Here is a 13,558-nt window from a genome sequence, read left to right on the forward strand (position 1 = left end):
TCACCCGCAGCCGCCTCGGACGCCTCGTCCGACAAGGCTTCCTCACCCAACCCGGACGAGGTCGCTACGAGAAACGGACTTAACGTCCACTGAGAAGAGGAGGAGTAGTGCCCGTCTCCGGCAGAGAAGTGTCCCTCGCGATCCAGAAGACACTGGCCACAGCAACCGCCCGAAGCTGCGGGTACGGGACCGCCCCCACAGCATCAAGTACGCCCACCGGCGCCACGATCCCCTACAGCGTCCTCTACCCGCTGGGCGTGACGACGAGCGGACCGCCCTACGGCGACGGCGACGCTGACGCCCGCGTGCTCGTCCAGGTCACCTCGGTCGCCTCAACCGCCGAACAGGTCGAGTGGATGGCCGACAAGGTCCGCACCGCGCTCCTCGCGCGCTTGAGCGGGGCCTACGTCAACACCATCACCATCACCGGCTACGTCGTGATCGACCGTGAGCTGGACAAGGAGGAAGGGATGTCCGTCAGCGGTGGCGTATACAGTTATGTGCAGCGGTACGTCCTTACTGTGACCACTCTCGGGTCCTGACGTAGCAGCTACCTCACCGCGGAGGTATCTCGCGGACGCCCGGCCACCAGGCACGGGCCGATTCCCCCTTCATGGGGACCGGCCCGGCGTGTGCGCGCTCCGGACCACCGGTTCCCGGAGAGCGAGAATCAGTGTCACAGCAGCGGTTCACCCGTCGCGGCACCACGAAGTTCTTCTTCCTGAAGAACATCGTCTCGAAGGAACTGATCCCGATCCGTCCGGAGCTCGGCGGCACCAACGGGACCGACCTGACCCCGGCCATCAGCGACATCGAGGGCTTCGCCGTCGAGAACACCCCCATCGACACCCCGGACTTGGCCACCGAGTTCACCGGCAACATCCCCGGTGAGGACAAGGCCGACAACTCCAGCCTCACCTTCTACGAGGACAAGGTCGACAACGCCCTGGAGACGCTCCTCGCCAAGGGGACCGAGGGCTACGTGGTCATCCTCCGCAAGGGCGACATCCCGGCGTCGCAGTCCATGGACATCTTCCCGGTGCGCGTCGGATCCCGGTCGAGCACGTACACAACCGCCTCCGAACCGGCGAAGTTCAAGGTCAGCTTCAACGTGACCGGCAAGCCCGTCCAGGACGTAGCCGTCCCGGCCGCGGCGTGATCGGCGGGGGTGCTGCATGACTACGACCTTCGTTGAACCGCCGGCCGATGCCGTTGCCCGCGATCCGCACTGGGCGGCCAAGATGGCCCGCCTGCGGGCCCGTCGCCTTCCCGAGCGCGCCGTGTCCTTCCTCGACGACCAGGACCTGAAGCAGCGCGTGACCGATGCGGCGCTGGGCATGGCCAAGGCCCGCACCAGCGCCGTTGGTCGCGCCTCCGAGATGGAGGTACCAGCCGACGAGCGCGAGACCTGGGCGCTCGCGCAGCCGGAGGTGCTGGTCGCCCAGGCCGCGCTGGACGAGGCCCGGCGAGCCCTGGCAGCCGGGACCCTCACGCTCACCTTCCGGGCTCTGCCGCGACCCGCCTGGGAGCAACTGCTTCGTGAGCATGCCCCCACGGAGGAGCAGGCGGATCTCGGCCGGGAATACAACGTCGAGACCTTCCCCGCCGCTCTCGTCTCGGCCTCCTCGGTGGACGGCATGAGCGAGACGGAGGCGCAGGAACTCCTCGACAGCTGGAGCGACGCGGACGCCAAGGCCCTGTTCACGGCGGCGCTGCTGGTCAACCAGACCATGAGGGCCGACCTGGGAAAAGGCTGATCGCCGACGCCCAATTCAGGGCCGAGATGGAGCTGTGTCACGCCCACGGACTCCCGCACTCGCAGTTCGCGGGTGCGGGGGACGGCCGGTGGACAGCTTTGGACCGGGCGAAGGCGATGGCCTACCACGCATACCAACGCAGCGTCTGCGAGACCTGCGGGACCCGGGCGGCGGAGTGGGACGAGAGCCAGGACGGCGACCGCTTCGCGTACGTGGCCGAGCCCTACCGCTGCGTGGGCTGCGAGGTCATCGAGATGGAGCGCGAACACATTCCTGATGGACCAGATGCGCGGGGGCTCAAGATCGGGCTGAGGCCCAGAGAGGCATCCTGACGTGGCCGGTGCCTACACCCTGTACGTCAACCTGCTCGCCTCAACCGGCGGGCTGTCAACCGGTCTGCGGCAGGGAGCTACCCAACTCCGCGCGTTCGACGGCCAGTTGGATGGAACGGCCGCCCGGCTGAACCAGGTGCGCGTGGCTGGTGACAATCTGGCCCGCGCTCAAGCAGCCGCGTCGGCGCAGATGGTCCGCTCTCAGGCGCAGGTAGCTCAGGCTGTGCAGCGGACCACCCTGCTCCAGGAACGCGCTGGTCGTGCACAGGCGGTGGCAGCGACAGCGGCTCGTCGTACGGCAGCGGAACAGGCTGCGGTGGCGGCGACGGGAGAGCGAGCCGCACGGGCGCAGGCCCTGGCCCAGACGATGAACGCCCGAGCCCAGGCCACGGCCGGCACCGGGGCCGCAGCCGCAGCGCGTACCGCCGCTGCGGCTCAGACGGCCGCCGCCCGCGCCGCCCAGGAGCACGCCGAAGCCCAACGGCGCGCGGCTGCGGCCCAGGCCACAGCGACGCGCGCCACTGGTCTCGCGGCATCGGCCGATGCCCGTGCCGTGTCCGCAGTGCGGATGCGGGACGAGGCACAGACCACGGCCGCACGCAACGCGCAGCGACAGTCACAGCAAGTCGCACGGGCCGAGGCCCAGTTGGCCGCCGCACGGACCGCCCAGGCTGCGCGGACCGCCAAGAACGGTCTGCTCATCGGTGCCGCACTCGGCGTCGGAGTGGCTCAGGCGATCTCGCTGGAGCGGGCGATGGCCAACGTGCTGACGATCTCGCAACAGATCACGTCCGAGAACGTCGGGGCCTTTACCGATCAGATCGTCGAGCTGTCCACCCGCCTGCCGCAGACCGCCGACCAGCTCGCCGACGGCCTGTATCAGATCGTCTCGTCCGGCTTCGACGGCGCGGACGCCATGCAGATCCTTGAGGTCGCGGCTCAGGGTGCGGCAGCGGGCCTGACCACGTCGGAGACCTCGGCCCGCGCGCTACTCGGAGTGCTGAACGCGTACGGATTGTCGGCGTCCGACGCCAGCGACGTCATGGACGTGATGTTCCAGACCGTCAACTACGGCGTCATCTCCTTCGAGGAACTCGCGCAGCAACTCGGCGACGTCGTACCGATGGCTGCGGCGGCCGGCGTCGAGTTCGACGACATGAGTGCCGCGCTCGCCGCGATCACCCTCACCGGCATCCCCGCGGCCGAAGCCGTGACCGCACTGAACATGCTCCTCACCCGCGTCATGAAGCCGACGCAGGACCTCAAGCAGGCCGTCAAGGACCTGGGCTACGAGTCGGCCGCCTCCGCCGTCGAACAGGACGGCCTGTACGTGGTCGTCAGCAAGCTCAACGGGGCGGCGGGAAACACCGCCGAGGGCATCTCGAACATGTGGAAGGACATCCGCGCCACACGTGCCGCTCTTGCCTTGGCCTCCGCCGGAGGACAGAACTACGCCAATACCTACGCAGGCATTGCCAACGAAGTGGCGCGCGCCGAAGCCACGCAGAAGGCGTACGCCCTCCAGACCGGCACCGTCACCGGCCAGTGGCAGCTGGCCTCCAACCAAGCCCGCGCCCTCGCCATCGATGTCGGCCGAGCCCTGCTGCCGGTACTGATGACCGTCGGGTCCGCCGTCCGCACCTTCGTCGGCACCATCGAGGACCTCCCCGGACCGATGAAGTCCGTCCTCGCGATGGTCGCCGCGTCCATTGCGGGACTGCTCCTGCTCCGAGCTGCCTACACGAAGGTCACCGTACAGATTGCCGCGTTCCGTACCGCCCTGGCCGCCACCCAGGCCGGAGGCGCTGTGATGCCTGCCGTGCTGGCCGGCACCAGCCTCGCGGTCACCGGTCTCGCCGCCGTCCTCACCCTCGGCATCGCCGGGTACGCCGCCTACACCGCCTCCAAGCAGAAGGCGAAGGACGCCACCAACGAGCTGGTCCAAGCCTTGCAGCAGGAACGCGAGGAGACGACGACCGGCGCCAGCATCAACAAGCTCTACGACCAGCTGACCGCCGACGGAGCCCTGAAGGATCTCGAGAAGGTCGGCATCGGCACGACGGAGGCCATCGACGCGATCACCTCCGGCGGGGCGAAGCTCGCCACCCTCCAGAGCCGCCTTCAGCAGGACTCCTACGAGTACGCCCGCAAGGCCAAAGCCGGTGAGGAACCTGGCGACTACGAGAGCATCACCCAGTACTCCGAGGCGGAGAAGACCCTCACAGAGCGCCACAAGATGTGGTCCGAGGCGGTCAAGAAGGAAGCGGAGATCGCCCAGCAGAAGGCGATCGTCGAAGCGAAGATCAAGCAGCAGGCCAAGTCCAGCGGCGGCATCTTCGACCTGTTCTCCCTCGCGGACATCGACCGCACAGGTGCGCCCGAGATCACCGACGAGATGAAAGCACTCGCCGAGGCCGTCGGTGCCGCCGTCGACCCGTCCCGAGCCTTCAGGGACGCACAGACCGCCGCGGCCGAGGCGATGCGCAAAGCCGGAAAGGACGCCGACACCGCCAAGGTGCAGCTGTCCGACTACATGAAGGAGCTGCACAAGCAGCTCCAGGCGCAACGCGACTTCCAGGGAAACCTGTCCGAACTCGCGGTGTTCGGCTACGACGACCTCGCCGACCACTTCGCGGAACTCGGCGTGGACGCCGCACCGATGCTCAACGAACTCGTCGGGCAGCTGAAGAAGGGCAAGACGAAGGTCGCCGACGAATTGCGCGACATCGTGACCGAGGACGCGGAACGGTCCACGGAGGCGTACCGGCTCGGCCTGCAGAAGACCGCCGAGATCACCGAGAAGTACGGCAAGGAGATCGGCCGCGCCTGGGCCAAGGCGTCGGAGCGGAACGACCCGGCAGCCTTCCAGAAGGTCACTGAGCAGATGGCCATGGTCGACCTGCGCAAGGCTGTGAAGAAGTCCGTGGGCGACGCCCGCAGCGAGTTCGACCGTGGCATGGGCCTCCTCGCAGAGGTCGCCAAGAGGAAGGGGAAGGATGCCGCCGGCGCGTTTCAGGACGCGTTGCTGTCCGGCGATGCGGAGCGGGCAATGGACTCCCTCAAGAGCATCTGGGGGGCCGACGTGCCGATCACTGCGCCCGACTTGGCGAACGTCGTGTCAGCCTTCTCCCAGGCCGGGAAGGACGCGAACGCCGAGTGGTCAGGCGCCCTCGACCTGATCCGGCAGGTGGCACAGTCCAAGGGCACGAAAGCAGCGAGCGCGCTCACCTCTGCACTCCTGTCGGGCGACATGGCCGCGGTGCAGACACAGCTGGACGCGATCGGCATCAGCGTCACGAACATCCCCGGCTCCAAGAGCATCGCGATCTCCGTGACTCCTCCAGCTCCCGTGTCGGTCTCCGTGATTCCGCGCGTGGCGCCTGGCACCGACCTGCCGTGGGCGAACAAGCCGCAGTGGAAGGACGGAGGCATCCTGTCGTTCTTCGCAGACGGAGGTGTCACCGCCAGGCGAGAAGACCACTTGGCGCAGATCGCGAAGGCCGGAACCTGGCGGGTATGGGCGGAGGAAGCCACAGGTGGGGAGGCCTATGTCCCCCTGGCCCACAACAAGCGCGCTCGCTCCCGCGCCATCACCGAGGAAGTCGTACGACGTCTGGGCGGCAGGGGCGTCGAATGGCACGCCGACGGAGGGCTGACCGGCTGGTCCTACAGCCCCTCCGGCTCGGCGGAGCTGATCTCCGTCTCGTCCATCCGCTCGGACTCCATGCGCACCGTGAAGAAGGGCGGGAAGGAACTCGAGGTCTTCGATCTCAAGCTCTTCGAGAAGAACCTCGACAAGGCGGTGAAGCGAGCCCAGCGGTGGCGTAAGGACCTCGGCACCGTCGCCCGGCGCGCTGGCCAGGACGTTGCGGACGCCCTGGAGGACATGGGTGAGGACGGCGTCGAGCTCACGCACAAGATGGCCACCGGCAGCTCCAGGTACGTCACGGAGATGACCAAGGACCTGGAGGAACTGGGCGTGGTCGTACGGGCCACGCTGTCCGACTACACCGCCCAGCTCAAGCAGGCCGTCAAGGACCAGGCCGCGTTCGAGAAGAATCTCTCCAAGCTCGCGGCCATGGGCTACGGAGACCTGGCGACGATGCTCGCCGAGCAGGGAGACAAGGATGCGGAGGACGTCGCTGCCGAAGCCGCCAAGTCCCCGAGTAAGGCCAAGAAGGCCAACACTGAGGCCAAGGCCGCCTCGAAGGCCATCCCCGACGACGATCTCCCGGACCTCGTGGCGATCATCTCCGCAATCACCTCCAACAAGACCGGCATCCACGACGTCGCCGAGAAGACAGAACTCGGCGAGGACCGAATCATCGAGATCGCCACGCTCGGCCGGACCCGTATCAAGGATGCGCTTGGGAAAACAGCCACGCGCTTCCTGTCCGACCTGGACAAGGCCAACAAGCAACTCGCGTACGAGGACGGCGGTATCCGTCCCGGCCTCTACGCCACCGACAACGGGATCATCCGCTTCGCCGAGCCTCCCACCGGAGGGGAGGCGTACCTGCCGCTCGGGGTGAACAAGCGGCGATCGGCGACGGCCGTCTTAGCGGACGTGGCCAGCAGGTTCGGCTACCAGCTCACCCCGGCGGGCGACAGCGGACTCGTACGACTCGTCGACGCCCGGCCTGCCCCGATCCAAGTCGTCGTCGTCCGCCAGGAGCGGCCCGCCGCGCTCGTCGGGTCCATGCCAGTAACCGTCAACGGCGGTGCCGACGCCAAGGCAGCCGACCGGGTCGGCACGGAGATCATGCGGCGGCTGCGCAACGCCCAGAGAGGAGGTCGTATCTGATGGCCACGATCACCCAGGAGTGGCAAGTCGAGGTCGCGGGCGTCTTGATGGGCCCCGGGACGCCGTACCCGATTGGCGAGATCACCGGACTTGGTACACCCGAAGTCCGCGCTCAGGACGTCGAGTTGCCCACGGAAGACGGCTCCTTCCCCGGCGTGGACTACTACAGCTCCCGCACAGTGACGATCGAGGCTGGCATTCGGACACCGGGCAGCCCACAGGCCGCCGCCGACGCGCTTGCCGCACTCGACCGGGCTGCCGCCGACCCGGCCGCCCGGAAGAGCGCGGGCGTCCTGCAGACCCTGCGGCTGTGGTGGCCGGGCCGCAGCAATCCCAAGCAGCTCTATGGCAGGGTCCGCCGGGTTGAGGTGGTGTCGATGGCGCAGGCCATCTACGGCTGGATCCCGGTCACCCTGCAGTTCACCGCGACGGCCCCCGAGTGGCACGACGTTGTCGAGCAGCGGATCACGCTACCTCTCGCGCGGGGCCACGGCGCGGCAGGCTTCACCGCTCCGGTGACCGCGCCGATCACGACCGGCGTGGCGAATCCTCAGGAGCGCCCGGGCTGGGCAACCAACGCCGGTGACCTGCCCGCCTGGCCTGCCCTGACGATCAGAGGACCGGTCGTGAATCCGCGTATCTGGATCACGGAAACCGGCCGTGTCCTCGACCTGGCGTTGACGCTCGGCGAGAGCGACACCCTCCAGATCGACACGCGGCCGGGGACACGCTGGGTGCTACGCAACGGCGGTAGCGCCGCGTACGCCCTGTCTGCCGAATCCCGTTTGGACCTGTTCCAGATCCCGGCAAGCGGGACGAGCGAAGTCCGGTGGACGGGCGCTGACTACACCAACTCCACTCGTCTCACGGTGTCGTGGCACGACGCCTTCACCGCCCTTTAGGAGAGAGCCCCGACAATGGCACTGATCCAGCCGCCCATGCTGACGCACGGAGGCACCCATCCCGCACGCGCCTTCCGCATGATGGTCCGCGATCTCGCATCCGGGAACCAGGGCGTGACCGAAGGCAACGATCTCAAGATCCGGCAGTGGGCCACTCCCGGCGCCGGCATCCGTGTCGGCGACGGCTCGGCCGTTGTGACAGGGGCCGCGTGGGGGCAGGGCTCCTACACTCAGTACAACGTGGGTGACGCCATTGTGCCGATCGCCCCCACGGGCTCCGCGGCCCGTTCCGACCTCATCTGCCTCCGCGTGGAAGATCCGGAGTATGAGGGCAACCGAGACCCGGCAGCCGACGACATCGGCTACTTCCACGTCGTCTCCGGCGTCTCCGCGACAACGAAGACGGTGCCGTCCGGCATGACGGCGATCCCGCTGGCCCGCCTCGATCTCCCGGCGAACACGGCCACGGTCACCGACGCACTGATCGTCGACCTGCGTGGCATCGCGAACCCGCGCCGGGAGCGCAAGCTGTACACCGCCTTCCCAGGGGCGCTCAGCGAACTGAAGTACTCCGACAACAAATGGCACATATGGCCAGCTGCCGCCAAGTGGTCCATCCCGGTGCCCGCCTGGGCGACCAACGTCAAGATCGTCACGACCGTCGCCGGACTGCGTCTGACCCGCGCGGACGTGTACGCGCGGATGCAGCACGTCCTGGGCACCCTGCTGGGCCAGGACATTTCCATCGACGACGACCAGGGCAACAACACCCGTCGCAGCACGGTCGTCATCGCCGACAACATCACGGTGACCGCCGGCCTTCGCGGAACTACCCAGACCTTGTACGTGCAGACGTACATGTCGAAGAGCGAGACCGGGGACCTGGCGGTGGATTCCGCCACCTCGATCATCGCGGACGTCGAGTTCACCGAGGACGTCATCTGACCCGGCCACAGCAGTAGCCACCATCACGGCGCGGGGGAGAGCAAGGACGCGCCCGATGGCATCGCCGTCGTACCGCTACCTCACCGCCGACGCACTCACCAACAAGGTCCTCGCCTGGGACCTACCCCTGACCGGCGTCGATTTCGGACCCGCGCTGTCCGCGACCGGCAGCCTCACCGGGGCAGTCGAACCTCGCCTGGCCCATCTCGTCCGCTCCCAACTCGACCCCGGCAACACCAAGATCTACGTCGAGCGTGACGGGCGGCTGCTGTGGGGCGGCCTGATCTGGCGAGCCGACCCCCAGGGCCAGCAGCTCAACATCGAGGCATCCGGCTGGGGTTCCTACCCCTTCCGGCGCTACGACCTCCACGGCCAGCTCAACACACGCGGCCCCTACACCTACGCGGACCCGTGCAAGGTCATCCGCGACGTGTGGGCGTACTGCCAGGAGACGCCGGACGGCCAGATCGGTATCCAGGTCGACGACACCACCTCGAAGGTCACCATCGGGACTCCGGAGGACCCCTACCGGATCGACTGGTGGGACACCCCATCGCTCGGTGACGTCATCTCGGACATGGTCGCCGTCGAAGGCGGCCCCGAGTGGACCGAAGAAGCCACCTGGCAGAACGGCACGCCGCAGGGCCGCGTCCGAATCGGCTGGCCCCGCCTCGGCCGCCGCCGCACGGACATCCACTTCGAGTCCGGCGTGAACGTCGTCAAGTCGGTCCCTGTCGAGTACGACGCCGACAACCTGGCCCAGGTCGTCATCGCGCTCGGAGCCGGCGAGGGCCGCAACCGGCGCCGCGCCGTCGACGCCGTACGGGACGGTCGGCTGCGCCTGGAGCACCTCCTCGAAGTACCGGAGGAGAAGGCGAACGACCGGCTGGCCGCACGCGCCCGCACGGAACGCGTCTCCCGCCAGGTCATCGGCGAAGTCACCGAGATCACCATCCGCGACCACCCCGCGGCCCGCTTCGGTTCCTGGCAGATCGGCGACGACGTACGGGCCCGGGTCCACGACCAGTGGACCGAGTTCGACGCCTGGTCCCGCATCGTCGGCTGGCAGATCAGGCCCGCCTCCGGCGAGGACCCCGAGCAGGCCGTCATCCAACTCCAGCGCGCAGACCGCTTCACCTATGGGGGAGGCACCGCGTGAGCAGCGACATCGCCCGCCTGGCCGCCCGCGTCGCCGTCCTGGAACGGCAGCTGGCCCGCACCACTCGCACCGCCCGCATGGCGTACTCGTCCATCGAGGACGGCGCGATCGAGGTCTACGACCAGGACGGCACCCTTCGCGGCAGCATGGGCCTCCAGGACGACGGCACCGTCGGCTTCATCGCCCACAACGGGCCGCCGCCGCCCACCCCCACGCCGCCCGTGGTCGAGTCCGCGCTGTCCGGGCTCATCGTGACCTGGCCCGGAACGTGGACGGACGCCGAGGCCGCTCCGCTCGATCTGGCCGAAGTCCAGGTCCACCTGTCGACGACCGCCGACGCCGAACCGGACACCGGTAGTCCCGTGGCCGCCTTTCACACGGCCGCCGGCGGAAGCATCACCCTCGCCACCGAGACCTACACCCCGCTGTTTGTGCGCTTGATCGCGGTCAACACCTCCGGCACGGCCGGAGAGCCCTCAACCGCTGTGCAGGGACAGGCCCGGAAGGCCGTCCCTGACGACCTCGTCAACGCGATCATCGACGAAACCAAGCTCGCCCGCGGCGCGGTCACGGACGCGGCGCTCGCCCTCGGGGCGGTCAACTCCACCGCGCTCGCGGACGGCGCGGTGCTCGCCGAGAAGCTGGCCGCCAACTCCGTGACGCTGGGCAAGGTCGCGAGCGGCGCGATCACCCTCAGCGCGCTCGGCGGCGCTCTCGCGGACGCCACCAGCCAACGCCTCGTCGACACGATGGGCGAGGCCGCCGCGTGGCAGACCACCGACCAGGGCAGCGACGCCACGTGGGCGCACCTCACCGGCGTATCGGACGCTCCCACCGGCCGGAACGTCGGTGAGGCCCGCGGCTTCATCCGGCTTCGTGGCACGACTCTCGTCCCGTACGAGCCCGGTGTCCTGTACCGGATCAGCGCCCGGATCCGGGCTACAGCCCAACTCGCCGCCGGTCCGGACGCGTTCTACGTCGGCGTGCTCGGCGTGGGCGCAGACCAGACCACCCTGGTCAACCGCGCCGGGGCGAACTCCCCGAACAGCCACTACTACATCGCGGCGTCGTATCGATCGCTGCCGACCACGGACGGTTGGGTCACGGTCGTCGGCTACCTCAAGGACCGCGCCGCCGCAGGCTCCGCCGGTCCCAACAACGACCCGCGCTCGCCCGGCACAGTGCATGGCGCTGTCCGGTTCATCACCCCCTACTTGTGGCTGAACTACGTCTCGATGGGCGTCTCCGGCTCCCCGGCCGTCATGCAGGTCGACGCCGTTGCCATCGAGGCGCTGAAGACCGGGATCGTCGACGCGACCAACCTCGTGAGTGGTTCGGTGACCGCCGCCGCGCTCGCGGCCGATTCGGTGATCGCTGGGAAGGTCGCGGCCGATGCCATCACGGGCCGCGAGATCGCCGCGAATTCGGTTACGGCCGACGAGATCGCGGCGGCCTCGATCTCCACGGACAAACTGGTGGTCGCGGGCGGTACGAACGTGCTCAGCGACCCTTCGTTCGAGGGTGCCTACACCGCGGCGATCGCCACGACTGTATGGTCCGTCGTCTCCGGCGGCAACGGCTCGGCGAAGGCGCTCCGGGTCGACGCCACGGCGGCGGCCGCCACGACACGATCCCTGAACCTCACGTCGATGCCGATCCTCAGCGGAGAGCAGCTCTACCTCGCTATCGACGCCAACGCGTCCGCCGACTGGGCGGGTGGCGCGCTGAAGTTCTACGCCCGGTGGCTGGACGGCACGGGCGCGACCGTCGGCTTCGGCGTCGCCCAGGTGGACGTCCCGGCCCGCGGGGCGTGGCAGCGGCTTGCCGCAACGGTTACGGCGCCGGCGAACACCACCGCGGCCACGGTCTGGGTGGAGACGTACCAGTCGACCGCCGGAGCCGTGCTGTGGGACAACGCCGTCGTCCGGCCGGTGGTGCCTGGCGTGCAGATCGCCGACGGCGCAGTCACCGCGCCCAAGATCCTCGCCGGAGCCGTAACCGCAGAGAAGATCGCGGCTTCGGCCATCACGGCCGAGAAGATCGCGGCGCTGTCCATCACCACGGACAAGCTGAACGCACTCTCCGTCACGGCGGACAAGATTGCGGTCAACGCCGTGACGGCGACGAAGATCTCGGCGGGCGCGGTCGAGGCGACCCACATCAAGGCCGGGGCAATCACGGCGGACAAGCTCGACGCCGACGCCATCAACGGCAAGACGATCAACGGAGCCGTCCTCACCGGCAGCACCCTTCAAACCGCTGCGAGCGGACAGAGAGTTGTCATCAGCCCCGGAAACACCAATCCGGAGACCGGATCGATTGAGTTCTATTCCGGCAGCGCCGATGAGTCGGCACCAGCGGAACTCAATACCGCCATCGGGTACGCCTCAGATTCCTCCGGTACCTACGAAGTTCCGAGCGTTTCACTCAGCGCCCCGAAGGTGACTGGTTCGAGCCAGGAAACAGGGGTGTTTCTGCAAAGCCACGTGCCTGGCTATTCGGGAGGAGTCTTCAACCTCTACGCAAACGATGTGAGCGGCAACGGAGTTGCCTACATCAACGGGTACGGCGCTGATACATCGGCCGCCGGATCGTCCATCGAGCTGCACGTCCGCGACGCGCCGTCCGCAGCGGCCCAGTCCACTGCCAAGCTCACATCCAGCGGATTCGCGATCGACCGAGACCTCAGCGTCTACGGCAAATCGCAGGGGCGCGGATTTGTCGCACAGAAGGCTCTGACCGCGAACGTTACCTTCTCCAGCACGGAGACGGCCCTCATCACCACCGGCAGCATCACGTTCAAGACCGGCCGTGCCTACCGCGTCTCTCTCTGGGCGCTGCACAGTGCGGCCAGCGACAGCTATGCGCTATACCGAATTCGCAAGAACACCGTGTCCGGAACGATTTATAAGGACCAGATACGGGTCAACAACCTGCAAGCCTCCACAGCGAACGCCGCCGTTTCCGTCCAGATCATCCTGACCAACACCACGGGCAGCGACGTCACGGCCGCACTGTGCTGGACCGGAACTCAAGGCGGAGTCGCACAGACGTGGACGCTCGCCGCCAACAGCAGCAACAGCGCCTACCTGCTGGTAGAGGACTGCGGGTCCGCTGACGATTACACCGGCCAGGCCATCACCTGACCGGATTGGCTGCGTTAGGGGCCGACCGACAGGTCGGCCCCTCTCTCATTCCGCCGGAGGTTTTATGTCTACGGCTCGCGGCACTCGTGCCTGTCCATGTGCTCACGTGGCCCCAAGACCCCGCGGGAGGCCCTCGTTGCAACTTCTGCGGGTCTGCTCGGTGCGGGTGCAACTGCCCCGTCTCACGAGGAGGCCAAGACTCGAAACGCCTCGCGTGCGACGGGGAACATCGGAAGAAGCCAGGATACGGACCAACAGGGCTCCTGAGCTGGAGAGTTGAGACCTAGACACCTCTCTCAACGGCACGGGAGCCCTGTCCGTTGCGTACGGTCCCGCCGTCACCCGTCCGGGGGCCACCCTGAAAACCAAGTAGCTCAAGTCCAAGGGGCGTCCGATTTGGACGCCCCTCTTCGCTTGCTAACCTCGATCTTTCGTGAGGGTCCGTCGACGGAGTCGGCGGGCCTTTTCGGTTTCCGGGGCGGGTGGTGGGCAGGCCGGTGGCCCGGCTGTCGC

General features: G+C 67.9%; 9 protein-coding genes. All 9 read left to right on the forward strand.

What is annotated here, in order from left to right; all coding sequences use genetic code 11:
* Positions 1-107 precede the first annotated feature (107 nt).
* The 9 genes from ACIBAF_RS48105 to ACIBAF_RS48145 all read left to right on the forward strand — a co-directional run bounded on the left by ACIBAF_RS48105 (position 108) and on the right by ACIBAF_RS48145 (position 13,045).
* Complete coding sequence (locus ACIBAF_RS48105; RefSeq protein ID WP_334556187.1) at positions 108-542, forward strand: hypothetical protein; 435 nt, start codon at positions 108-110, stop codon at positions 540-542.
* A 131-nt stretch (positions 543-673) separates the two neighbouring features.
* Positions 674-1,159 carry a hypothetical protein gene (locus tag ACIBAF_RS48110; protein WP_399473004.1) on the forward strand — a complete coding sequence of 162 codons (486 nt, stop codon included), beginning with the start codon at positions 674-676 and terminating at the stop codon, positions 1,157-1,159.
* Between the two features lie 16 nt (positions 1,160-1,175).
* Complete coding sequence (locus tag ACIBAF_RS48115) at positions 1,176-1,757, forward strand: hypothetical protein (protein WP_399473006.1); 582 nt, start codon at positions 1,176-1,178, stop codon at positions 1,755-1,757.
* Positions 1,758-1,873: 116 nt separating this feature from the next.
* Positions 1,874-2,089, forward strand: a complete 216-nt coding sequence (locus tag ACIBAF_RS48120; RefSeq protein ID WP_399473008.1) for a hypothetical protein — start codon at positions 1,874-1,876, stop codon at positions 2,087-2,089.
* 1 nt (position 2,090) lies between these two features.
* On the forward strand, positions 2,091-6,893 hold the full coding sequence (locus ACIBAF_RS48125; protein WP_399473010.1) for a phage tail tape measure protein: 4,803 nt from the start codon (positions 2,091-2,093) through the stop codon (positions 6,891-6,893).
* The gene (locus tag ACIBAF_RS48130; RefSeq protein ID WP_399473012.1) at positions 6,893-7,795 is read left to right on the forward strand and encodes a hypothetical protein; all 903 of its coding nucleotides are present in this window, start codon (positions 6,893-6,895) and stop codon (positions 7,793-7,795) included. Before ACIBAF_RS48125 ends, ACIBAF_RS48130 begins: the two co-directional genes overlap by 1 nt.
* Before the next feature lie 15 nt (positions 7,796-7,810).
* Entirely contained in the window at positions 7,811-8,740 is a 930-nt protein-coding gene (locus ACIBAF_RS48135; RefSeq protein WP_399473014.1) for a hypothetical protein, read from the forward strand.
* A 55-nt stretch (positions 8,741-8,795) separates the two neighbouring features.
* Positions 8,796-9,899 carry a hypothetical protein gene (locus tag ACIBAF_RS48140; RefSeq protein WP_399473016.1) on the forward strand — a complete coding sequence of 368 codons (1,104 nt, stop codon included), beginning with the start codon at positions 8,796-8,798 and terminating at the stop codon, positions 9,897-9,899.
* A gap of 221 nt (positions 9,900-10,120) precedes the next feature.
* Positions 10,121-13,045 carry a hypothetical protein gene (locus ACIBAF_RS48145; RefSeq protein ID WP_399473018.1) on the forward strand — a complete coding sequence of 975 codons (2,925 nt, stop codon included), beginning with the start codon at positions 10,121-10,123 and terminating at the stop codon, positions 13,043-13,045.
* The last annotated feature ends 513 nt before the right edge of the window (positions 13,046-13,558 follow it).

Source organism: Streptomyces sp. NPDC051677, from assembly GCF_044453465.1.
Taxonomy (GTDB): Bacteria; Actinomycetota; Actinomycetes; order Streptomycetales; family Streptomycetaceae; genus Streptomyces.

Excerpts from the sequence above, each read along its gene's own strand:
- ACIBAF_RS48130 (WP_399473012.1), top strand. The coding sequence starts at position 6,893 with ATGGCCACGATCACCCAGGAGTGGCAAGTCGAGGTCGCGGGCGTCTTG.
- ACIBAF_RS48115 (WP_399473006.1), top strand. The coding sequence starts at position 1,176 with ATGACTACGACCTTCGTTGAACCGCCGGCCGATGCCGTTGCCCGCGAT.
- ACIBAF_RS48140 (WP_399473016.1), top strand. The coding sequence starts at position 8,796 with ATGGCATCGCCGTCGTACCGCTACCTCACCGCCGACGCACTCACCAAC.
- ACIBAF_RS48135 (WP_399473014.1), top strand. The coding sequence starts at position 7,811 with ATGGCACTGATCCAGCCGCCCATGCTGACGCACGGAGGCACCCATCCC.
- ACIBAF_RS48120 (WP_399473008.1), top strand. The coding sequence starts at position 1,874 with ATGGCCTACCACGCATACCAACGCAGCGTCTGCGAGACCTGCGGGACC.